At 36.9% G+C, this 24,041-nt stretch carries 25 protein-coding genes; 2 read left to right on the top strand and 23 right to left on the bottom strand.

The window, feature by feature from the left end:
• Positions 1-8 precede the first annotated feature (8 nt).
• The 5 genes from argH to ACQVV1_RS07305 form a co-directional block, all read right to left on the bottom strand.
• Positions 9-1,517 (bottom strand): argininosuccinate lyase, encoded by a 1,509-nt coding sequence (gene argH / locus ACQVV1_RS07325; RefSeq protein WP_242255197.1) that lies wholly within the window; start codon positions 1,515-1,517, stop codon positions 9-11.
• Positions 1,518-1,618: 101 nt separating this feature from the next.
• Positions 1,619-2,728, bottom strand: coding sequence for a serine hydrolase (locus ACQVV1_RS07320; RefSeq protein WP_063221232.1), 1,110 nt, complete (start codon positions 2,726-2,728; stop codon positions 1,619-1,621).
• Positions 2,729-2,845: 117 nt separating this feature from the next.
• Positions 2,846-3,826 (bottom strand): nucleoside hydrolase, encoded by a 981-nt coding sequence (locus ACQVV1_RS07315; protein ID WP_431168713.1) that lies wholly within the window; start codon positions 3,824-3,826, stop codon positions 2,846-2,848.
• A gap of 69 nt (positions 3,827-3,895) precedes the next feature.
• The gene (gene panF, locus ACQVV1_RS07310) at positions 3,896-5,335 is read right to left on the bottom strand and encodes a sodium/pantothenate symporter (protein ID WP_242255193.1); all 1,440 of its coding nucleotides are present in this window, start codon (positions 5,333-5,335) and stop codon (positions 3,896-3,898) included.
• 3 nt (positions 5,336-5,338) lie between these two features.
• Positions 5,339-5,617: a YhdT family protein gene (locus ACQVV1_RS07305; RefSeq protein WP_000656237.1), complete on the bottom strand. Its 279-nt coding sequence runs from the start codon at positions 5,615-5,617 to the stop codon at positions 5,339-5,341.
• A 273-nt stretch (positions 5,618-5,890) separates the two neighbouring features.
• Between ACQVV1_RS07305 and dhaS the strand changes: the two genes are divergently transcribed.
• Entirely contained in the window at positions 5,891-7,375 is a 1,485-nt protein-coding gene (gene dhaS / locus ACQVV1_RS07300; protein ID WP_000080279.1) for an aldehyde dehydrogenase DhaS, read from the top strand.
• Between the two features lie 50 nt (positions 7,376-7,425).
• Here the strand turns inward: dhaS and fabG are convergent, their stop codons facing one another.
• Positions 7,426-8,166 carry a 3-oxoacyl-ACP reductase FabG gene (gene fabG, locus ACQVV1_RS07295; protein WP_431168712.1) on the bottom strand — a complete coding sequence of 247 codons (741 nt, stop codon included), beginning with the start codon at positions 8,164-8,166 and terminating at the stop codon, positions 7,426-7,428.
• A 133-nt stretch (positions 8,167-8,299) separates the two neighbouring features.
• Between fabG and ACQVV1_RS07290 the strand changes: the two genes are divergently transcribed.
• Positions 8,300-8,449, top strand: a complete 150-nt coding sequence (locus tag ACQVV1_RS07290) for a YfhD family protein (protein WP_001035815.1) — start codon at positions 8,300-8,302, stop codon at positions 8,447-8,449.
• A gap of 73 nt (positions 8,450-8,522) precedes the next feature.
• Here the strand turns inward: ACQVV1_RS07290 and ACQVV1_RS07285 are convergent, their stop codons facing one another.
• The 17 genes from ACQVV1_RS07285 to fdhF form a co-directional block, all read right to left on the bottom strand.
• Positions 8,523-10,376: a terpene cyclase/mutase family protein gene (locus ACQVV1_RS07285; protein ID WP_242255189.1), complete on the bottom strand. Its 1,854-nt coding sequence runs from the start codon at positions 10,374-10,376 to the stop codon at positions 8,523-8,525.
• Positions 10,377-10,475: 99 nt separating this feature from the next.
• Positions 10,476-10,901, bottom strand: coding sequence for a divergent PAP2 family protein (locus ACQVV1_RS07280; RefSeq protein ID WP_063221239.1), 426 nt, complete (start codon positions 10,899-10,901; stop codon positions 10,476-10,478).
• Positions 10,902-10,980: 79 nt separating this feature from the next.
• Complete coding sequence (gene rarD / locus ACQVV1_RS07275) at positions 10,981-11,922, bottom strand: EamA family transporter RarD (RefSeq protein WP_063221240.1); 942 nt, start codon at positions 11,920-11,922, stop codon at positions 10,981-10,983.
• A gap of 90 nt (positions 11,923-12,012) precedes the next feature.
• The gene (locus tag ACQVV1_RS07270) at positions 12,013-12,261 is read right to left on the bottom strand and encodes a DUF1294 domain-containing protein (RefSeq protein ID WP_016086864.1); all 249 of its coding nucleotides are present in this window, start codon (positions 12,259-12,261) and stop codon (positions 12,013-12,015) included.
• 168 nt (positions 12,262-12,429) lie between these two features.
• A complete protein-coding gene (locus ACQVV1_RS07265) occupies positions 12,430-12,828 on the bottom strand; it encodes a hypothetical protein (RefSeq protein ID WP_242255187.1) in 399 nt (132 codons plus the stop codon).
• A gap of 42 nt (positions 12,829-12,870) precedes the next feature.
• Positions 12,871-13,095 (bottom strand): group-specific protein, encoded by a 225-nt coding sequence (locus ACQVV1_RS07260; protein ID WP_242255185.1) that lies wholly within the window; start codon positions 13,093-13,095, stop codon positions 12,871-12,873.
• A gap of 15 nt (positions 13,096-13,110) precedes the next feature.
• On the bottom strand, positions 13,111-14,160 hold the full coding sequence (locus tag ACQVV1_RS07255) for a P-loop NTPase (RefSeq protein ID WP_242255183.1): 1,050 nt from the start codon (positions 14,158-14,160) through the stop codon (positions 13,111-13,113).
• 55 nt (positions 14,161-14,215) lie between these two features.
• Positions 14,216-14,452, bottom strand: coding sequence for a molybdopterin converting factor subunit 1 (moaD, locus tag ACQVV1_RS07250; protein WP_242255181.1), 237 nt, complete (start codon positions 14,450-14,452; stop codon positions 14,216-14,218).
• 4 nt (positions 14,453-14,456) lie between these two features.
• Positions 14,457-14,921, bottom strand: coding sequence for a molybdopterin synthase catalytic subunit MoaE (gene moaE / locus ACQVV1_RS07245; protein ID WP_242255178.1), 465 nt, complete (start codon positions 14,919-14,921; stop codon positions 14,457-14,459).
• Complete coding sequence (gene moeA, locus ACQVV1_RS07240; protein WP_242255176.1) at positions 14,902-16,209, bottom strand: molybdopterin molybdotransferase MoeA; 1,308 nt, start codon at positions 16,207-16,209, stop codon at positions 14,902-14,904. The genes moaE and moeA overlap by 20 nt, the downstream gene beginning before the upstream one ends.
• A gap of 18 nt (positions 16,210-16,227) precedes the next feature.
• Complete coding sequence (locus ACQVV1_RS07235) at positions 16,228-17,244, bottom strand: molybdopterin-synthase adenylyltransferase MoeB (RefSeq protein ID WP_242255175.1); 1,017 nt, start codon at positions 17,242-17,244, stop codon at positions 16,228-16,230.
• Between the two features lie 24 nt (positions 17,245-17,268).
• Positions 17,269-18,048, bottom strand: a complete 780-nt coding sequence (locus ACQVV1_RS07230) for a formate channel (RefSeq protein WP_242255173.1) — start codon at positions 18,046-18,048, stop codon at positions 17,269-17,271.
• A 189-nt stretch (positions 18,049-18,237) separates the two neighbouring features.
• The gene (gene moaA / locus ACQVV1_RS07225; RefSeq protein WP_242255171.1) at positions 18,238-19,254 is read right to left on the bottom strand and encodes a GTP 3',8-cyclase MoaA; all 1,017 of its coding nucleotides are present in this window, start codon (positions 19,252-19,254) and stop codon (positions 18,238-18,240) included.
• Positions 19,255-19,274: 20 nt separating this feature from the next.
• Complete coding sequence (gene fdhD / locus ACQVV1_RS07220) at positions 19,275-20,072, bottom strand: formate dehydrogenase accessory sulfurtransferase FdhD (RefSeq protein ID WP_309259196.1); 798 nt, start codon at positions 20,070-20,072, stop codon at positions 19,275-19,277.
• 16 nt (positions 20,073-20,088) lie between these two features.
• The gene (locus ACQVV1_RS07215; protein ID WP_000039582.1) at positions 20,089-20,433 is read right to left on the bottom strand and encodes a Na-translocating system protein MpsC family protein; all 345 of its coding nucleotides are present in this window, start codon (positions 20,431-20,433) and stop codon (positions 20,089-20,091) included.
• Positions 20,434-20,548: 115 nt separating this feature from the next.
• On the bottom strand, positions 20,549-21,031 hold the full coding sequence (locus ACQVV1_RS07210) for a helical membrane plugin domain-containing protein (RefSeq protein ID WP_000729893.1): 483 nt from the start codon (positions 21,029-21,031) through the stop codon (positions 20,549-20,551).
• A gap of 12 nt (positions 21,032-21,043) precedes the next feature.
• On the bottom strand, positions 21,044-23,983 hold the full coding sequence (gene fdhF, locus ACQVV1_RS07205) for a formate dehydrogenase subunit alpha (protein WP_242255167.1): 2,940 nt from the start codon (positions 23,981-23,983) through the stop codon (positions 21,044-21,046).
• Between the last annotated feature and the right edge of the window lie 58 nt (positions 23,984-24,041).

Below are 24,041 nucleotides of genomic sequence, written 5' to 3'. Positions count from 1 at the left end.
TCCTTCTTTTACGATTCAATAATATTCAAAGCTAACATATTCAAATCATTTTCCGCTTGTAAAATTCTCTGTTTTTCCTTTTCAAATACCTCTTCTTCTTTTTGAAATGACTCTTTTCGATTTTTAATCATGCGCTCCATTTCTTTTTTACTCGGTCCACCGTATACCTTTCTTTTTTGAATAAATGCTTCTGGCGATATAATTTCTTCCCACTCTTTTTCCAATAAATGTATTTTAAATTTTTCTTGTAAGTAAATATTTACATCTTTGAAATGTAATTCATGAAGCTCCTTTTGTTGCTCCAATGACATATTTGCAATAACACTTGCTGCATGATGAGCATGCCGAAATGGAATATCATAGTTTTTTGTTAAAACATCTGCGAAATCAGTTATCGTAATTGCATGTTTATAGGAACGATCTTTCAATGTTTCTTCTTCTACTTTCATCGTTCGAATGACTGCATTCATAATACAAAAAACACGAATAGTCTTTTCAATTCCTTTATATAAATACGGCTGCAAGTCATCTTCTGTATCGACAATATCACCAAATGGTGTATTATGAACCATTTGAAATACTGTAAATGCTTCCCCTAAAGCACTACTCGTAATTGCACGGGCGTGTTCAATTGAAACTGGATTTCGCTTTTGCGGCATAATACTACTAATTTGTACATATGGCCTTGCAACAGTAATACCATCATATTCTTTCGTCGCTAATAGTAAGAAGTCATGAATCCATCTACTCGTATTCGTCATCATTACCATAAGTAACGAGCTAACCTCTAATAAATAATCCGCTCCAGCGACAGCATCATATGAGTTCTCAATTACATTTGTGAATCCAAGTAAATCGGCAACTCGCTCTCGTTTAATTGGGAAACTTGTTGTAGAAAGAGCAGCGGCTCCCATTGGCGATTGATTTAAAAGTTTGTACGTTCGTTTCATTCTTTCTAAGTCTCTCTGCATCGTATCATAAATCGCTAACGTATAATGACCAAATGTTGTTGGCTGCGCTGGTTGTGTATGTGTATAAGCTGGCATAATCGTTTCCTTATGATCATCGGCAAGTTGCAGCATACTTTCTTGCAATAACAAATGATGTTCCATTAATCGTAGCACATATCGCCTTAAACTCATGCGATACATCGTTACACCCATATCATTTCTACTTCTACCAATATGCATATTACTTACAAAATCGCTTTTCGCTTCTTGAGAAATTAAATGTTCCACTAAAAAAAAGAGATCTTCATGCTGCTCTGTATATAGCAATTGATTTTTTTGTATTCCCTCTACTTTTTTAAGTGCGTTTAATATAACTTTAGCTTCTTCTATTTTCATTACACTTTCTTCCGTCAGCATCATAATATGTGCTTTATGCACTTGAAACATATCTTTCAGTAAATAATTACGCTGAAAGTCAAATACATGTTGTAATACACAATCTACATATGTTTTCCCAGGGAAATCAGCGCCTTCACTCTTTATAAACTCTTCTTTACTTTGTTTCATCACCTTTTCCCCTCTCACCTAAGTATTACTACCCATCATACCCAGTGATGGCAAAAAAGTGCTTGTACATAAAAATAAACTCGGCGCTTTAAGCACCGAGTTTATTTAATAAAAGTCGCATCATACTTATCACTTTGCAACACTTGGAAATGTAAGTTTGCTAAATGTTTCCGTATTTCTGCACTGTCGTCCTCATTTAAATTATTTGCTAAGAACACTATTTCTGTACAGTTCCCGCGTTTATCCATCGCATAAACTGCTTTTGTAACTGTCCATGGCGTATAGCCATTTTTTTGCCCTGCATGTCTAAATGTTTTACGGTATTTCTTAGCGCTCATATCTGTTTCAACGATATTTGCCCATACTTTTTCTTCTGCTTCTGTCAGGCCACCTTTATGATTTGCCTTTTGAAGCAGTACCATATAATCATTTGCAGAAGCCGCTGGTAATCGATCTGACCAAATTTTATCGTAACGTTCCTCTAAATACAGAGGAATTTCCTTCTGTAATAATGGTCCTTTCTTTTTTAAGCGTTCATGAATAATCATCGCATATTCACGATATTGCTCTTGAGACATTTCTTTTAACTTTTTCTCTATTTTATATTTCGGAACATGTAGTTCTTTATGCAAATATCCAGGGATATATAAAGATGAAACAATCGGAAATAGTGGCTGATGTGCTGGAAGTGATAAACTTTGTAAATTTCGATTAATATTATCTAATCCTAACACTTCCATTAAATATTCAGCATTAGCATTTGAACTAAACTTAACCATTCCTTTTGCCACTTCTTCTAAAGAAACCGCTCCTTCAGTTATCTTGCCTGTTCTCTCCAAATACCTTTGCCATCTATCTTGCGCACCACCATCTGTATTCGGCACATAATACCGATTCACATCATTAATGGAAACGAAACGAGACGAATCAATTTTCCCTTCTGTAACTTGTTTTGTATACTCAAGCGCCACAATTAATTTCATCGTACTAGCAACTGGCAATACAACATTGGGATTTACAGAATAAACAATTTTATCATTTCTCTTTACTAAAAGCGCACTGTTTTTTTCATCTTTATGTTCCTCAATAAAGGATGCGATATACTGCGCATCATCATTATTCGAACTCCATACTTTTTTCACTAAAAAGTTACCCGATATTAGCAAAACGAAAATACCCACAATCACTGCGCATACTATAGTTTTTTTCAAGTAAAATTCCTCTCCTATTGTGTAACTCTTCTCTATCTATCTCTTACAAACAAAATAATGGAGATGATTATTTTAGTAATCATCTCCATTATTTTAACTTGTATTCTCCCATTATGTCTACGTCATAATTTTTACGAAGTCTTCGAGAAATTTTTTATAATGTAATGACCAACCAATTCGCACCCAATTTTTTAAGGCTTTTGCATCAGGTTGAGGACGGAAATCAGCAATACTTTCTCCCTTTGCAATCCCCACTGTATCTACATCTACACGACGATACACATAATCCAATATTGACGGATTCGCCGCAACCATCATTGTAACGACGTCATGTACTGGACTTCCTGTTATTTTCGGATTTAACTTTCTATAGGCTTTATAATAATACGTAAAAATCGGTTCAATTAATTTATTAAAACTCGTTTTAGAATGTTTCGTAATATACTTTACCATCTCTGGCGTAATAATAGCTTCAGATGTAACATTAAGCGGCACCAATGTCACATTCTTGGCATTTTGCATCACTAATTGTGACGCAATGGGATCACCATGAAAATTCGCTTCTGCGACTGGTGTAACATTTCCAGGCATTAAAAAAGCACCGCCCATTATATAATATTCCTTCACATACTTCATCAATGGTTTTTCTAAAATAAATGCTGTCGCAAGTGTCGTTGACCTACCAGCATCAACGATAATTAATTCTCCTTTATATTTTTCAAGAATGTCGAAAAACTCACAAAAAGGCTTTATATTTGGAGAAAGACTTTTCGGAGGTCGAATTGGCCCTAAACCTTCCGCCCCGTGAATTTCTGGATAGTACGTTGTAATATCTCCAGATAAAGGGATTTTCGCACCATTAATAACTGGTATATCTTCTCTGCCTGCTAACTGCAATAAATATGCCGCATTACTTGTTGCCTTTTCTTGTGTTACATTTCCATACCCCGTTACAACACCAACAATATCAATATCAGGATGCAACAACCCATACATTATGGCTAGCGAGTCATCAATTCCCGGGTCTCCTAAAAATAATACTTTTTTCATCACCCTCAACTCCATCCCCTCAATTGTTATTAATTTATGAATAGTCATACATATACAGAATAAAAAAGAACAAATTTATACGAAAAAACGCAGCCCTATACGGACTGCGTTTTTCATCTAACCTATACTGTTTTTCTTCACAGCAATCATACTTCCAATTATATAAGCAATAAACGCAAAACAAATCGGGAATACAACTGTATGTATACCGAATGGATTTGGATAGAGAAGATGAATGCACATATATGAGCTTACTCCAACTAAAATGGAGGCAAGCGCTCCTGTTGCATTTCCTTTCCTCCAATATAACCCTAATACGATCGGCCAAATGAATGCTGCTTCTAATCCACCGAAAGAAAATAAATTTAACCATATTAAAAAATCTGGTGGTTTAATTGCTGCCGCATAAACGAGCAGTCCTACGATAGCAGTAATCCATAAACTTCCTTTTCTAATCGTACTGTCTGCCGCATCTTTATTTATGTAATTTACGTATATATCTTTAATGATTGATGAACTTACAAGTAACAATAGCGAGTTTACTGTAGACATAATCGCCGCCATTGGTGCAGCTAAGAAAACTCCAGCTAACCAAGGTGGCAACACTTCCATCGCGAGTAGCGGCATTACTTTATCTGGTACCGTTATACCTGGAAGTACTACTCTTGCAAATACACCTGTTAAATGCATACCAATCATAATTGTACCAACGACAACTGTTCCAATTATTAAAGCTTGGTGCATAGCTTTTGAATTTTTATAAGACATGGCACGCACGCTAATTTGCGGTAAACCTACAACGCCAATTCCAATTAAAATCCAAAATGATGTGACATATGATTTCGTTAAACTGCCATCTGCTCCGAATGGTGTAATTAAATTTGGATTAATTTGAACAAGTTCCTGCATAATCTTTTCAATTCCACCACCAGCAATGACAGTAGCAATTAAAATGATTGTCGTTCCAACCAACATGATAATACCTAGTAGTGTATCTGATAGCGCAACTGCACGAAATCCACCAATTAATACGTACACAAGTACAGAGAAAGTAAATAAAAATAGTGCTGTTGTATAAGATAAACCCGTTAGCGACTCAATTAATCGTCCACCGCCGACCCACTGGGCTACTGTTGCTGAAAATAAAAAGATTATAATACATAACGCAGAAAGGATCACGACTGCTTTATTATTATATCTTCCCTTTAAATAATCGATAAGAGTAATGGCTTCCATTTTCCTAGCGATAATTGCAAACTTTTTACCGATAACCGTTAAAACGATATACCCTGTTACAACTTGAATCGCAGATAGTAGTACCCAGCCCAGCCCCATATTGTAAGCAATACCAGGACCACCAATAAAGCTACTAGCACTACCGTATGTAGCAATCATTGTCATCGCTAATAATAAACCGCCAAGCTCACGCCCACCAAGAAAATATTCTTGCAAAAATTTATTATGAGCAGTTGCTTGCACGCGTCTTGAAGCATATACACCAATTAAAAATACAACGATAAACGAAATTATCATTGGAATGATTACATACCAATTCATCTATTATTCCTCACTTTTTTCTTCCTCATCGAGTGAAATATCTTGAAATACAAAACGAACAACTAAACTAAGTAAAATAACCATAACGATAAATCCAACGATACAGCTATAAAAAAACCATGCGGGAAAACCTAATACATATGTATATTCACTCGGATCTTTACTACCAAGCCCATAAGCAAATCCGTACCATATTATAAAATTAATAATAGCAAGTCCAAGACCAATTAACGCTTCTCTATGGGCTATTCTAAAGCGTGGATCATCATGATAATCTTTCATTTTTCCCCCTCCTCTCACGATGTATTATTGTACCATTGTTCTTCTAGTTTTTCCTACTAGAAAGCAAAAACAAGCAGGATTTTTTATAATCATATAGAAGCTTCTCTTACATTACATATTTTTTACAATTGTAACACAAATGAAATTTGAATTTTCAGTATTTATTAATTATGATTTTAATTAGAGGCTTTCCATCTAGTTTCCACATCCTTGATTTCGGAATAAGCGCCGTCTCGTACTGCGTTTACATTATATTTTCAAGGGGGTTATACAATGAGTCAACTAGCTGTAAATCTTCATGAAAAGGTAGAAAAGTTTCTTCAAGGTACAAAAAAGTTATATGTGAATGGATCTTTCATTGAAAGCGCTTCCGGTAAAACATTTAAAACACCTAACCCAGCAACTGGTGAAACACTTGCCGTCGTTTCTGAAGCTGGTCGCGAAGATATTCATAAAGCTGTAGTCGCAGCTCGTATGGCTTTTGACGAAGGTCCTTGGTCTCGTATGAGCACTGCTGAGCGAAGCCGTCTCATGTACAAGTTGGCTGATCTAATGGAAGAACATAAAGAAGAGCTTGCACAGCTCGAAACATTAGATAACGGAAAACCAATCCGTGAAACAATGGCAGCAGACATACCACTTGCAATTGAGCATATGCGCTATTACGCTGGATGGGCTACGAAAATCGTTGGTCAAACAATTCCTGTTTCCGGTGATTACTTTAACTATACACGCCATGAAGCTGTTGGTGTCGTTGGTCAAATTATCCCTTGGAACTTCCCGCTTCTTATGGCAATGTGGAAAATGGGAGCAGCGCTTGCTACAGGATGTACAATCGTTTTAAAACCTGCAGAACAAACTCCACTATCTGCTCTATACTTAGCTGAATTAATTGAAGAAGCTGGATTCCCGAAAGGTGTTATTAATATCGTACCTGGATTCGGTGAATCAGCTGGACAAGCTCTCGTTAATCATCCACTCGTTGATAAAATTGCATTTACCGGTTCTACTCCTGTCGGTAAACAAATTATGCGACAAGCATCCGAATCATTAAAACGCGTTACACTTGAATTAGGCGGTAAATCACCAAATATCATCTTGCCAGATGCTGATTTATCTCGCGCGATTCCTGGTGCACTTTCTGGTGTTATGTTTAACCAAGGACAAGTATGCTCTGCTGGGTCACGCTTATTTGTTCCGAAGAAAATGTATGATAATGTCATGGCTGATCTCGTCCTCTATTCTAAAAAACTAAATCAAGGTGTCGGTCTTAACCCTGAAACAACAATTGGTCCTCTCGTTTCTGAAGAACAACAAAAACGTGTAATGGGCTACATTGAAAAAGGGATTGAAGAAGGAGCTGAAGTACTATGCGGAGGAAGTAATCCATTCGATCAAGGCTACTTCGTTTCTCCTACAGTATTCGCTGACGTAAATGATGAAATGACGATCGCAAAAGAAGAAATTTTCGGTCCAGTTATTTCTGCAATACCGTTTAACGATATTGATGAAGTAATTGAACGTGCAAATAAATCACAATTCGGCTTAGCGGCTGGTGTGTGGACAGAAAATGTTAAAACAGCACACTATGTTGCAAGTAAAGTACGTGCAGGTACAGTATGGGTAAACTGTTATAACGTCTTTGATGCAGCATCTCCATTTGGAGGATTTAAACAATCCGGTCTTGGCCGTGAAATGGGATCTTACGCATTAAATAACTATACAGAAGTAAAGAGCGTTTGGCTTAACTTAAATTAATGAGAAAGAACCTGACCTACCTGGTCAGGTTCTTTTCATTATGTATTCCTTTAAACTTGCAGTCCTCCGCTCACATTTAATACTTCACCTGTAATATAAGATGCGTATTCTGATGCTAAAAAAGCTGCTGCGTTCGCAATATCTTCTGGCGTTCCAATTCTACCAACTGGAATAGCACCAACCATCTTTTCTTTCACTTTATCTGGTATCGTTTTTGTCATATCTGTATCCATAAAACCCGGACAAATCGCATTACAAGTAATACCGAAGCTTCCAACTTCTTTCGCTGCTGTTTTCGTTAAACCGACAACTCCTGCCTTTGTAGCCGCATAATTTGCTTGACCTAGGTTTCCTTCTCTACTAATTGAAGATATATTAATAATGCGTCCATACCCTTGTTGTCTCATGTAAAGAAGCGCTGGTTGCATACAATAAAAAACTCCAGTTAAGTTCACTTGTAATACTTGTTCCCAAGCAGACTTCTCCATTTTATGTAACATTGCGTCTCTTGTAATCCCAGCATTATTCACCAAAATATGTAATGTACCAAATTTTTGAACCGCATATTCAATTAACGACTTTGCTTCATTTTGATTACTCACATCACATCGATATGAGCACACTTCATATCCTTCATCTGATAACTCACTTGTCGTTTTTTGTAGATTCTCTTCATTTACATCGCTAATTAATACTTTCGCCCCTAGTTTTGCATAAACCCTTGCAATCTCTTTTCCAATTCCCTGTGCAGCTCCTGTTACAACAGCTGTTTTCCCATTTAAAAACTCCATTCCTATCCCCCATTTCTATTACTTATACTGTATATTTCGGCTTTTTGCTTTCCAATTCCTCTTTGTATAAAAAAGTCTATTTGTGTCAAACTAACTTTGCAACGTCGCATAAAGTGCAAGGAGATTATGTCGAATGAACAAAAAGAATTTCAAACAAAGCAAAGCAACTGATGGCATTGATGTTGAGTTCTCTCGCGAACTCGCTGACCACAATGACTTAGAAGCAAACGCACGTGCAAATGCCGCTGATGCACGTCAAAAACGCCAATCAACCGAAAAATAAGGTACATCACAACCTTATTCTTTTCAAAAGGGACCTACTACCCAACAAAATAAACCGAGAGACATCTCTCGGTTTATTTTCTATATTTTTTTGCATAATGAGCCAAAGTAAGCAACGGATATATATGAGCATAACTATGATAACGAATATAAAACCCACCTGGCAAGCCTGTTCCAGTAGGATATTTTTCATTTACATAAGGGTTGGAGAGCAAATATGAAATACCTTTTCGAATGACTGGCGTTTCTTTATCATAGTAAGAAATGAGGGCATCTAACGCCCATGCTGTTTGGGATGGTGTACTAAATGGTAAAGTAACGAACCTTTTCTCCACACTACTGTGGCAAGATTCTCCCCAGCCACCATCTTCATGCTGTATATGTTCAAGCCATAAAGCGGCTCGTTTTAATGATGGGTTGCTAGATGGAGTTCCTAGTGACCGTAAACCAGTCATAACCGCCCACGTACCATATATATAACAAATCCCCCATTTCCCATACCACGATCCATTTTCCTCTTGTGCATTCGTTAACCAATTTATCGCACTTTGTTTTTGTTTCTCAGGCAATTCGTTTTGTCCATACGTCCCGAAAAACTCTAGCACTCTCCCTGTAATATCTGGTGTAGAAGGATCTGTAATCATATCACTCGCATTTTCGATTGGTAAATTTGCTAATATACGGCTCGTTACCCCTTTTTCAAAAGCTCCCCAACCACCATCATTATTTTGCAATCCTTTAACCCAATTAACCGCTCGCTTCCAAGCATTTTCTACATTTTCGTTCCCTCTACTTCGCGCCAATGCTCTTAACACAGCAGTTGTATCATCAATATCTGGAATCGTCGTATTCACATCCGAAAAGCCCCAACCACCTGGGAAGAGATCCGGTGCATGTACACTCCAATCTACTTTCTTTGTTTGCTGTTTTCTTAGTAAATACGCTGATGCATTTTGAATCACTTTACTTGCTTTCGGAACTTGAGCTTCTTGCAAAGCATAACTGAGTAAAGCTGTATCCCATATAGTTGACGGAGAGTTTTGCAAATGATTTCCTCTTTCCATCTTCCATATATAAGACGTTATCCCAGTTATCGCTTTTTGAATCATTGATGATTGAAGAGAATGTCCTAACGCGAGTAAAGCATAAATCATATAAAACGAGGCAGTTGCGTAACTATATAACGTTCCATTTTCATCAATACGCTTTTTCATAAACCGTTCGACTTCCTCATATCCTTTATGATGTAACGAAAGTGGATACGATATAATTTGTTTTACATCACTTAATAACGTTTGAAATAACGGAGACCGATCCTCCCGAAACCATTCTCCGCCTCCGCCCGCAATGTGATTTAAATTTGGCAATAACTTTTTCCCTACTCGAAATCTTTTATTTAAACACAGCATCATCGGAATTAAATGGATACGTGCTGAGCTACTCAATTCAAATATACTGAAGGGGGAATCATCCTGTAGAAACATGATTGGTGTTGGTAAATGAAAGAACGAAGGATATTCATACTCTCCGTGAATTGCTAATAAAAACTTCGTCATAAAATGAGCACGCGCTACCCCGCCACGCTCATTTATAAACATTTCCGCTCGCTTCATATTCGTATCTTCTGTTGTATATTTTTCCGAAGCAAGCAAGGCAGCATAAGATTGAATTGTAGCAGATAAATTACCACCCACTTCATCTTCATACAATTTCCATGTTCCTTCATTTGTTTGGAGTGATGCTAATCTTTTTACAAACGGTTCTATCTCTTTATCTCTACCTAATAATTTTAATAAAAAAATCATATGGCAATCTGTTAATGGAGCTCCTTCAAAACAAAACCGCCACGTACCATCTTGCCGTTGCATCGTTTGAAGTGCAGTTGTTCTTCTTACTATTTCTTCATGCACTTTTTCATATAATAGCAAGTTACTCACCCACCCTTTCGAAATCCGTATAACGATATTCAAAAAAGTCGCTGAATATGTATGAAAACAAAGAAAAGCAGAACATATAAAATGTTCTGCTCATAAACAATATCCTACCCCGACAATAATCCCTAATAAGGCACCGACTACTACTTCATACGGTGTATGCCCGACAAGTTCATTTAACTTCTTATATTCTGTTTGTCTACCGTGAAAAAACTCATTCAATATTTTCGCCTGTTTACTTACTGCAAGCCTTACTCCTGAAGCATCATACATAACAATGATTGCAAAAATAGCAGCAACAGCAAATATGGTACTTTCCACACCTTCCACAACGCCAACACCTGTCGCGAGCGCTGTCACAGTTGAAGCATGAGAACTTGGCATCCCACCTGAAGCGAAAAACTTTGCAAAATCAAATTCGCCCGTTTTGACTAATTTAAAAATGACTTTCGTAAACTGTGCTAAAAACCACGAAATTACAGCGGCCATAAGCGGATCATTATGTAAAATTGTTTCCACGTTCTCAGCTCCTCACTGACTATAATGGAAATTCTATATAATATAAGTATAAAGAAAAATGCGTAGAAAATACTACGCATTATGATACTTTTGCTGATTTATTTTTTATAAATTTCGGTTGTTTCTGTACTAAGAACTTTGTTTTCGCTACCGAAAATACAAATAACGCAACCCATATACAGAAAAATGCCATCATATGAGTAGATGTGAAATGTTCACCGAATACGAATACACCTAAAATTAAACTAATCGTTGGTGCAATATATTGTAAAAATCCTACCATATAAAGCGGAATAAGTTGTGCTCCTTTTGCAAAATAAAAAAGTGGTAATGCTGTAACGATACCTGCTCCTATTAAAAGTAACGTCGATAACATGGAAATAGATCCAAATGAACCGAAGCCATGTACTCCTGTCATAATGAGATAAATAACCGCAAACGGCGTTACTAACATCGTTTCCATCGTAAGTCCAATTGTGGCATCATAGTTTAACAATTTTTTCGTTAATCCATATAACCCAAATGAAAAGGCAAGTGATAGAGAAACCCACGGAATAGCCCCGAAACGTACTGTTAAAATGATAACCCCTAATCCAGCTAAACCAACTGCAACATATTGCCAAAAGTTTAACTTTTCCTTTAAAACGACTGTACCAAGTAAAATACTAATAAGCGGATTAATATAATATCCAAGACTTGCTTCAATGACATGATTATGATTAACGGCCCATATGTAGACAAACCAGTTTCCGCTAATCAAGACTGAAGCTATTGTTAATGACATTAATAATTTAGGTCGTTTAAAAAGATTCACGAACTCCCCAATAAACTGGCGAAATCTCTTCGTAACACCTAATACAAGTAACATAAAAACGAACGCCCAAACGATGCGATGCGCTAATATTTCATCGGCCGGAACTTCCTCAACCCATTTCCAATAGATTGGTAGGATTCCCCACATCGTATAAGCACCAGCCGCATATATGATCCCTTTTTGTTGCTGTGCTGATTGACTCCCCATCTTCCTTTTCTCCTCTTCTCGTTTTTCTCCATTATACGGTCCCACGTGCTCACTTTACCAATAATCACTCTGCAATTCTTTCGACATTTCTCATACAGCAAAAAGTAAACATACTGTGATAACGACAAGTAACGGTATACCGAAAACAAATTTCTTTTTATGAGTTTTATGGTGAAACATATACATACCGATCCAAGCACCAACTGCGCCACCAGCTGCTGCTGATAAAAACAACGTACTTTCTGGCGTTCTCCACTGTTTCTTCTTCGCTTTTCGTTTATCAAGCCCCATAAGGCTAAAAGCTATAACGTTAATAATAATAAAATAAATCCATTTCATCGCTTTCTCTCCCTATGAAAAATTCGCTTAATGGTAACATGAAAAAACGATGGAAACAACTGAAGAACAGTTTTTATCAAACTATTTTAATTCGTTACCTTCATATTTATATAACCAATTAAAATCGCAGTTATAGCAATTAAATAGAAAGATGTTATGAGCAGAATCTTATATTTCATTTACTTCCCCCACTACTATAGCATCGAAAAAACTTCTCTCAATCTCTTTTTCATCAAAATGAAGAACTACAATTAGCCCTACATATAAAGAAACAAAATTTAAAAACCATTCCCCATTATCGTCTTTCTTAGCTAAGCATTTAAATATCTCTTGAAATTGCATACGCTCATCTGTAGCAACAACCGGTCGCATACCAAAATATTTCAATACGAAATGTAAATCCAGCTGCACGGATAATGATAAAATATATTTTAATAACTCCGTATAATCAGTTACATTTTTTTGACTATATAACTTTACAAGCTTTTGATGTAAATGAGCAATCGATAATTCTTCTCCAGTCATTTTTGTTGCTTCTATCGTTTCAATCATCTTCTTCATATTCATTACATTTACCCCTCCTGTTACAAAACAAAAGCCAAAGCGTATTTATTTTATAATCAGCAATAATTGAGTATTTCTCGTCTCTCTTTCTTCTTCACTAACTAAGTCATACTTTTTTAGAAGATGAAAGACAACATTTAATATTTCCTGCGAATGATTACCTTGCAAAAATCCCTTTACCTCTTTAAAAATTACTTCCGGTAAAAAACTCTTTTGACTTTCAAGCTTATTCATTACATCTTCAATAGAATGATCAATATTACACCCCATAAAAAAATTCCTCCTCTATCCTTTATAAATAATATCTTCCGCTAACGTTGTAAACACTTCTCCAACAAGAGAATCTTCATCATATACAGATGAACCGTTATTTTCTTCCCGTTTTGCAAAAGGTACTTGTGCGATTACTTCCGTTTGCAATTGTTCTGCTAACATTTCACCACCGCCTTTTCCAAAAAGGTAATTTTTCGATCCATCTTGTTCTTCAAAATAAGCCATATTTTCCACAATACCTAAAATCTCATGTTTCGTATGTTTTGCCATTACCCCCACCCTAAATGCTACGAATGAAGCTACATTGTGTGGTGTTGTAACGATAATTTCTTTCGCCTGCGGAATCATAGCTGCAACATCAATGGCAATATCTCCTGTACCTGGTGGTAAATCAAGCAGTAAATAATCTAATTCTCCCCAGTGCGTATTCGCAAGGAAATTTTGAATCCATTTATTTAACATCGGTCCGCGCCACATAACCGGGTTATTTCCTTCTGTAAAAAATCCCATCGACATGATTTTAACACCGTGACTAATGACTGGAATTGCTGTTTGATCAATCATCGTTGGTTTTTGATTCGTTTCCATCATAGCTGGAATACTAAAACCATATATATCTGCATCTAATATCCCCACTTTTTTGCCCATACGAGCTAAAGCCGTTGCAAGATTAATTGTCACCGTTGATTTGCCAACTCCACCTTTTCCGCTCGTTACAGTAATAAATCGTACCCCTGAATCAGGGCGAAGCATGCTCGGCATACCAGTTTCTGTTCTACTATTTTTCTTTAACTTCTCTGTTAGCGCAGCTCGTTCTTCTTGTGTCATAGAACCAAATGTCAAATCCACTTTAGAGGCGCCAATTGCCTGAAGAGACTCTTCCACATCTTGTTGAATTTTTGCTTTTAACGGACAACCTTGAATCGTTAGCACTACTTCAAGTTTAACCTCTGTTCCATTCATTTGTATATTTCTAACCATATTTAATTCTACAATACTTTTGTGTAACTCTGGATCCTCCACATGTTTTAACGCATTCATTATTTGTTCTTGAGTAATCATAGAACTCATCCCTTCTCATAATTCTAATTTATATACAACATCTTACAAATCCTTATTACCCCCCGCTAACGGGCGGGATTAATGCGACTATATCTCCAGCTTTTATCATCTCTTCATTCGTTACAAACTCTTCATTAATAGCCACCATCACTCTATCAAGCGATTGTAAACAATAGTTTGCTTTGAGCCATCCCTTTAATTGCTGAACTGTCATTTCTTGTTTCTCGGAAATTACTAATTGATCTAATCCGACTTCCTCACGCAAATTTGCGAACAGTAAAATTGTAATCATCTTCTCATTCTTCCTTCTTCGGTTTTCCTTCTGGATAAGGTGTATTTTCAAGTTGATCTCCAATCCACATCGTTCCATCTTCCCAAAATTCTTTTTTCCATATTGGGATGATTCGTTTTATACGTTCAATCGCGTATTCATTCGCTTCATAAGCTACTTTACGATGTGGTGATGAAACTGCAATGACTACCGCAATATCCATTATTTCTAGCCGTCCTACTCGGTGCGTAATTGCTACTTTTGCGTCCGGCCACTTTTCATTTATTTCTTCCCCAATTCTCGTAAGTTGTTTTACTGCCATCGGTTTATATGCTTCATACTCTAAATGTAGCGTTCGTTTTCCTTTTGTTAATTCTCTCACTGTACCAATAAAAGTTGTAATCGCACCTGCTTCTCTTCTTGCGACTTTATTCGTTACTTCTTCAACTACAATCGGTATATCGACAATTTCAAATAGCACTTGTCCCATTAGAATCACCTCTCACTTTATAAAATGTCCAAGGCCATTCACTACCTTCGTTATCTTCCAACAAGAGAACATCTACGAACATATCTTTTTTATACTCTCTCGTACCACCTGGAAGTACAATAAATATATTTGTCTCTGCTAGAGAAGAAACTGAGCTAGATTTATCAAACCCTGACGGATAAGCGATTAACTGCCCTTCGTTATATGTTAGTTTTCCTCGTACAAACCTTGTAAATGGATTTGGCTTTAAAAAGTCTTCTCCTAATAACGCTTTTTCTCTTTTTACATGTGCTTTTTCACTAAACATATACGTTCGAATACAAGGTCTTACAAACAATTCAAATCCTACGTAACAAGCAGATGGATTTCCTGATAAACCGAATAATAACTTGCCATTTAATTGCGCTACAGTCGTAACACTTCCTGGCCGCATTGCAATTTTATCGAAAAGAACTGATGCACCTAATTTTTCATATATAGCTGGCAAATAATCGTAATCCCCTACTGATACACCACCTGTTGTAATGAGCATATCTACTTGGCTTAATGCTTCTTTTACAGCCGTAAAACACGTATGAAAATCATCGCTAAACTTCCCAAAATATTTTACTCTTCCGCCTGCTCTTCGAATTTGAGACAATATCATATACGTATTACTATTTCGGATTTTCCCTGGCTGTAATGAATCGTTTACATCCAGTAATTCACTGCCAGTCGCTAATAGTCCAATTACAGGCTTTCTCGCAACTGGCACCTCGCTATACCCGAACGTAGCAAGAAGAGCTGAAATACCTGGATGAATGTATGTTCCTTTCTTTGCAAGAACCGTTCCTTTACGAGCATCTTCACCTTGAAAAGAAATATTATCGCCCGCTTTGAATGACCGCTTCAATTCCATATACTTACTGCCAGCCTCCTCATATTGACGAGTCAGCTCTAGCATAACAACTGCATCACATCCATTCGGAATCTGTGCTCCCGTCATAATTCGAACTGCTTGAAACGGACCTACTTTCTCATCGAATAGCGATCCTGCACCAATTTCACCCACTACTTCAAATACAATTGGCGTTTCATAACTTGCTAAATTCGTATCTTCTGCTCTAATAGCAAATCCGTCATACGGGGAACGATTGAATGAAGGTACATCATGGTCAGCTACTAAATCCTCTGCTAATATACGTCCATAAGCTAATTCAATAGGTAGTAGCTCCTTTAATCCTTTATGAGCAAATCCCATTACTTTACGAACAGCGTCTTCAACCGTAATTGGCACTCTTCTTTCCATTATTGACAACCCTTTCTATTAACCGAATACGCGATAATATAATTGTTTCACTTTCGAAATATCATTTGTACCATGAATGAAAACACGACCATCTCGAAAAATAACAACGCGGTACTCATCTATTTGGCAAGATAGTAAATACGGATTCCGATCTACTTTTCCTAGTTTACTTAATACTTTTTCTATATCATCAAAATTGTACTGTCTATTTTCTACCGGTCTAATTTGAACTGTATTTCTTCCGCACAAAACAGCTACCTTCGTTTGGTTTTCGTATGATAAATAAGGATAAGTTCGATTCAAACCACATGAGAGACAAGCGTCTGTTTTTATTTTCCCTAGTTTTATAAAATGGTTTTGATTACTCCATATATCAAACATGAAAAATGGTTTTCTAATAGTTGAAAAATCTTCTACTAAAATTTTGAGTGCTTCCGCCACCTGATATGCTGCGACGATTTGTACAGTCGGGCTAATAATTCCAGCTGTATCACACGTCACACCTGTAACTGGAATGTTCTTCAGCACACAATGTAAACACGGTGTCTTTTGCGGAATAATTGTATAACTCATACCATACGAGCCAACGCAAGAACCATATACCCACGGGATATTATGTTTTTGTGATAAATCATTTATTATAAATCGGATATCGAAATTATCTGTTGCATCAATTATTACATCAACATTTTCTAATAGTCCTTCCAAGTTTTCTGCACATGCATCCATTACGAAAGCATCTATTTGTACTTCCGAATTAAGTTTTTCTAGCCGATTTTTAGCAGCAATTGCTTTTGGCAATTTCTCTCTCGCATCTTCTTCAGAGTACAATTGTTGTCTTTGTAAATTACTCCATTCAACGTAATCACGATCAATAATCGTCAACTTGCCAATACCTGCACGTACGAAACTTTCAGCACTTGCACTTCCTAATGCGCCTGCTCCTACAATTAACACATGTTTATTTCTAATTTTTTCTTGCCCTCCATTCCCAATTGGTTTGAACAACTGTTGTCGTGAATACCGCTCAGCCATTACATACCCTCCCTCTCACGAACTCTATTTCATATTAGAATGTTGTTTTTGATAACAAGAGAAGTAAGCAAATCCAACAAATCCAGCTCCTCCAATTACATTTCCAATAAAAACAGGAACAAAATTTCTAGCAAGATCCATCCACGTCAGATGACCTGCAAAAATAACTGCTGAGATGACAAACATATTTGCTACTACTTGCTGAAATCCAATCACTACGAATGCCATAATTGGAATCCAAATTCCGATTATTTTTCCGACAAAATCACTTGTCCCATAAGCGAGCCAAAGCGCCAAACAAACGAGCCAATTACACCCAATTGCTAAAATTAAAGTTCTTCCAAAAGATTCATGTAACTTGCCTTCCGCTATCGCTACTGTTTTATTTAAATAATCCCCCTCTGTTAATCCGCCAAGATGGCCGAAACAATACGCTACGAAAATAGCTCCTACAAAATTCATGAAAGTAATCCAAATCCAGTTATTCAGCACACTGACCAATGTAATTTTCTTTGCATAAAGCGCCATAGACATTGACATCATATTTCCGGTAATTAATTCTCCTCCTGCTAATACGACCAACATGAGTCCAACAGGAAAAACCGCTCCTCCTAAAACATTTACTAAACTCCCCCAGCGCTCAGGTAAATTACCTAAAACGCGAATGTTAAGTAAAAAACCGAGCGAAATAAATGCTCCTCCTAAAAAACCGAGAATAAGCATTGCTGGCAAGGTCTGACTTACTTTTTGAACACCGGCCTCAATGACAAGCTCAGCAATTTGTTCCGGTTTATGAAATGCCATTACTAATTCCTCCATTTTCTCCAAATAAAAAAGCAGCTTCAAAAAACCTCTTCAAAATAAAGGTTTTTGAATGCTGCTTAATTTCTCTGCACATCTTTTACAGAGAGATCAATCATCACTTTTACTATAAAATAGAAAATCTACAATTCTTGTACACCTTCCATTTTTCACTTTTATGTCAACTTTATATTAACCACCTATATGTGACATTTCAATTTTAGGCATAGCTTTTTTATTACTATTACTTAAGCGTTCATCTGAATAACGATCTTCTCGGTTGTTCCATATGTCGCGTACGATATCTGTTATTTCCTCGTCAGTGTAGTCAGATCGAAGCAGTTCTCTCAAGTCATTTCCTTTAGAAGCGAACAAACACGTATATAATTTTCCTTCTGCAGAAATACGTGCTCTCGTACATGAGGAACAGAAGGAATCTGTTACTGATGAAATAATACCTATTTCTTCATCACTTCCAATATAACGATAGCGAGTCGCAACCTCACCTGCATAATTCGCTTCTATCCGTTCTAATGGCATAACTTGATGAATCGCATCTACTATTTCTTGTTTAGAGACAACCTCTTTTAACTCCCAACCGTTATAATTTCCAACATCCATATACTCAATAAAACGAAGAATATGCTTATTTTCCTTAAAGTATTGCGCCATCTGCAAGATGTCCTGTTCGTTTTTCCCCTTTTGAACGACCATGTTTATTTTAATTTTCATACCAACTTCAGCTGCAGCTTGTATTCCTTCCAGAACCCTTTGTACTTTGCTTCTATTACCATTTAAATAGAAAAAACGCTCTTCTTCTAAGGAATCTAAACTAACTGTCACACGTGATAAACCCGCCTTATATAAATCAGGAGCAAACTTTTTAAGTAACGATCCATTGGTTGTTAAGCCGATATCCTCCACACCATCTATTTTATTAAGGCGCTCGATAAGCTTTGGAAGCCCTCTTCGAAGTAACGGTTCTCCACCTGTAATTCGTAGCTTTCGTACACCTAAAGAAACGAAAATACGTGTTATTCTTTCAATTTCATCAAAAGATAAAATTTTATCATTAGACAAAAACGAATAATCAGGACCAAATATTTCTTCTGGCATACAATAACGACAGCGAAAATTACAGCGATCAGTAACAGAAATACGTAAATCCTTTAAAGGACGTTGTAGTTTGTCTAATGTGAAAGATTTCATATTTATTGCCTCGCTTTTACTTATTTTATATTTAAAACACGCTCTGGATGCGTATATACATTTAAGGATTGATTCCGAATAAATCCTATCGTAGTAATACTTAATTCTTCTGCTAGCTGCAAAGCCAACTCAGTTGGAGCTGATTTTGACAATATAATTTCACAACCAATTTTTGCAACTTTCAATAATATTTCCGAAGAAATACGACCACTAAAAACAATGATTTTATCTCTTATAGAAATATTATTTTTTAAGCAATAACCGTAAATTTTATCTAACGCATTATGCCTTCCGATATCCATTCGACTTAAAATAATACCATTCACATCGCACAAAGACGCATTATGAACGCCCCCTGTATGACGAAATGTCTCAGCAGATTGCTGCATTTCTTTCATTAATCGAAAACAGTCTTCTGCAGTAACTTGTACATGCACGCCATTCATTTTCTTTGCGCTTAATGCATCATTTGCAAAGACAAATCCTTGTCTACTCATACCACAGCATGAAGTAATATAACGTTTATTTTGCATTTGTTCGTAATACGGATTTACTTTTGCCGTCGTGACATGTACAAATCCTTCTTTCTCTTGCACCCATATGTCATCAATATCTTCATACTTCCGAATGATTCCTTCAGATGCTAAGAAGCCTATTACCATATCTTCTATATATTCTGGAGTACTAACCATTGTAACAAACTCCTGTCCGTTCATTTTAATCGTGACTGGAAACTCTGTTACAATGCTGTCCTCTATATGTTTAAACGCCCCTTGCTCATAACGAAAGATTTCTCTTTCTACCTGTATCGGTTTCACGATCAGTATCCTTCTCTCACGTTATATTTTTATCAAAAACAAATACCGAAACTGCAATATCTTCTTCTACTTTCATATCTGAAAATAGGTTCACTAATTTCGCTCCAACAAGTTCCTCCAAATGTTCACGGGAATTCGCAGCATATACTTCTTGAATCATTTTCGTTCTAGCCATATGGACCATTTCCGCACCGTCCATCGTACTTGAAATGAATTTTTCAGTAGGTGTTAAGTTTCCATAAAGAGTCGCGATCGCCATGTTTTCTGCAAAAACAGTATGAATTCGTTCTGGCCCTTTTCCGAAAAGTTCTTTTCGAAGTTTTCGTATCATATCATTAAATTCATGTACTTTTTTTGACATACAATTATACCTCCCAAAAGCCTCATTTTACTTTATTATATATTTTACCAAAATGAGCCTTCCGCCCAAACTATTTCGTACAAACATTTGGGCGAAAAGGTTCACTTAATGAAGTTTATTCTTCTTTTAATCCTTTTCCCATACCTTTTAAGAAATGAAGCCCAAACCCGATAGCACGGTTAATATCTGGGTCTTTCAATACTTTCATAAGATCGAATACCCCTACTTTTTTATTACTCTCTAGATGTTCATTACCCTTTTCTAGCCCTACTAATAAGCTACCTATAAGCTTTTTCGTAAGCTCCGGATCAAGTTCTGTTAAAGCACCCGCAGCCCCCATCATATTATTAATTAAATTTGTAACAGGCTCACGAGTCACTTGGCCAAGAACAATCTTTGCGATTGGTTCTTTCGCCTTTAGCATAGAATTTGCTGCTTCTAGCATGCCAATATCATTCAATTCCCCTACTATATTAAACATTTGATTTAGAGCGTCTTCATTATTAGCTAGAAGCTCTTTTAAATCATCTAATTTTTGCTGTTTTATTTCTTCCTCAGTTAATTCTTGTTTTTGAATCATTTTTATAGGTGCAGCCATATTTTTCTCCTCCTACTTATCCGTTAAATGCACATACCCTTGACGCGCCCACTTACGATGTACCTCAATACCGGCTTGAGGGTGACGTTTTTTATTACGTGGGTTCGCTTTTGGCATCGGATTTTCGCCATCAACTTCTAACACTTCCATACGTACTTTCGTCTGTTTATAAGCAGGTGTATTCGTACGTGTGTCAACTGCAGGACCTGTTAAGAAATTAATTGCCGTTTCATTGTCAGTAGAGTTCATCGGTAAATATAACTCATTCGCTTTTACACGATCTGTTACAAGTGCACGTAATTTTAACGCTCCAAAAGGAGAAATGAGACGAACTAATGAACCTGTTTTCACTCCGCGTTCTTTTGCAAGTGCTGGAGAAACTTCAACGAAAACGCCAGGTACTTTCGTTTGAATACCTGTTGATTTATTTGTCATATTCCCTTCATGGAAATGCTCAAGCATACGCCCGTTATTAATGTGAAGATCGAACTCCGCTGGGAATTCAGCTGGACGTACCCAGTCAGCAATCGCAAAACGAGCTTTTTTATCCGGGAAGTTAAATCCTTCTTGGAAAAGTAGTGGTGTATTCGATCCATCAAAACTTCCCCAATGGAAACTATGCCATCCTTCAAGTACTTCATAGTTTGCTTGTGAGAATAGTGGTGATAAACTTGCCATTTCAGCAAATATTTCACTCGGATGGCTATAATTCCAGTTTGCACCTAATTTATTCGCAACTTCCTGCACAATCCACCAGTCTGGCTTCGCATCTCCAAGCGTAGGAAGAACTTGATAGAGTCTTTGTACACGTCGTTCTGTATTTGTAAAAGTACCTTCTTTTTCAAGAGACGGTGCTGCCGGTAATACAACATCTGCATATTGAGCAGTTTTAGATAAGAAAACATCTTGCACAACGAAGAAATCAAGGCTTGATAGCACTTCATGTACATGGTTCGCATTAGAGTCTACAAGAGCCATGTCCTCTCCGACAAGATACATAGCTTTCATTTTCCCCTCGTCAATTGCATGCAACATTTCAATATTATTAAGACCTGGTTCACTATTAATTTTCACTCCGTAAGCCATTTCAAATTTCGCACGTTCCATATCGTTCGTAACGTGCTGATATCCAGGGAGCCATCCTGGTAAAGTACCCATATCACAAGCACCTTGCACGTTATTATGACCTCGAAGCGGATATGCACCAGCACCTGGACGACGATAATTACCTGTTGCAAGAAGTAAGTTTGAAATCGCAGCGGAAGTATCAGATCCACCTGTATTTTGCGTTACTCCCATACCCCAAAGGATACATGTACCATCTGCATCACGAATCATTTCAGCCATTTGAATAAGTGTTTCTTTTGAAATGCCAGTCATTTCTTCTGCGTATTCAAGTGTATATTCTGTAAGACTCTCTTTGAAATCTTCAAAGAAGTTTACGTTCTCATCAATAAATTGTTGATCGTGCCAACCTTGATCAATCATATATTTCGTAACAGCCATTAGCCATACTTGATCTGTTCCTTGTTTTGGACTAATAAAGACGTCTGAACGCTCTGCCATTTCTGTTTTACGAAGATCAGCCACAATTAATTTTTGTCCGTGTAATTTATGCGCACGTTTAATACGTGTAGCTAAAACAGGATGACCTTCTGTCGGATTACAACCTACAATAATAACAAGACCGGATTGTGCGATATCTTTAATCGTTCCAACGTCTCCGCCCATACCAATTGTACGGAATAATCCGTCTGTCGCTGGTGATTGACAATAACGTGAGCAGTTATCAATATTATTCGTTTCAAATACTTGTCGAGCTAATTTTTGGATCACATAATTATCTTCATTCGTAATTTTAGAGGAAGAAATAAAACCGATAGCGTCTTTACCGTACTCTTCTTTAATAGACCCTAGTTTACTTGCAACTACATTCAACGCTTCTTCCCATGTAGATTCAACAAACGTTCCATTTTTACGAATTAAAGGCTTCGTAATTCGTTCTTTAGAATTTACGAAATCCCAGCCAAATTTTCCTTTTACACAAGTAGAAATTGCGTTAACTGGTGCATCAGAAGAAGGCTGTACTTTAAGGATTTTACGCCCTTTCGTCCACACTTCGAATGAACAACCTACACCACAAAATGTACATACTGTTTTCGTTTTCTTCGTACGAGTATCACGCATAGCCGCTTCCACTTCTGATACCGCAAAAATACCGCTATATCCAGGCTCAACTTCTTTAATTAAATCTACCATCGGTTCAAGAATATCTAGTTTTAATCCCGTCATAAATCCAGCTTCACCAAGTATCGTTTTCTCCATTAAAGCGTTACAAGGGCAAATCGTTACACATTGACCACAACTAACGCATGAAGAATCATTAATATTTACTCCTTCATCCCAAATAACTCGTGGGCGTTCCGCTTCCCAGTCTATCGATAACGTTTCATTTACTTGTAAGTTTTGACACACCTCAACACATTGACCGCATGCAATACATTGATTAGGGTCATAGCGATAAAATGGATGCGTCATATCAACTTCACTTACATCTACTTTCGGTTCATAAGGATATTTTTGATGTTCAATTTCCATTAATTCTGCTGTATTATGCAACTTACAGTTCCCATTGTTGTTGTCACATACTGTACAGTATAATAAATGATTTTCTAGTAACCGATCCATCGCCTCTGTTTGTGCTTCTTTCGCTCGACCAGAAGCCAGTTCAATGTTCATACCTTCCGTCGCCACTGTCGAACAAGAGCGCATTAACTTTCCGTTAACTTCTACAATACAAGTGTCACATGTTTGAATAGGATCTACTTCTGGCACGTAACAAATTTGCGGATGTTCAACCCCGTTCTCATTAATAACACCCAATATCGTTGAACCGGGCTCCGCTGTATACTTTTTTCCGTCAATTGTAATATGAACCATGTTGTCATTCATGGTCTTTCCCCCTTTTTGAGAATAAAAAAACTCCACCACGAAAATATACGCACCACAT

It is taken from the genome of Bacillus basilensis (genome assembly GCF_050630465.1).
In the GTDB taxonomy this organism is placed as follows: Bacteria; Bacillota; Bacilli; order Bacillales; family Bacillaceae_G; genus Bacillus_A; species Bacillus_A basilensis.
This window is presented reverse-complemented; position numbering and strand designations above follow the sequence as displayed.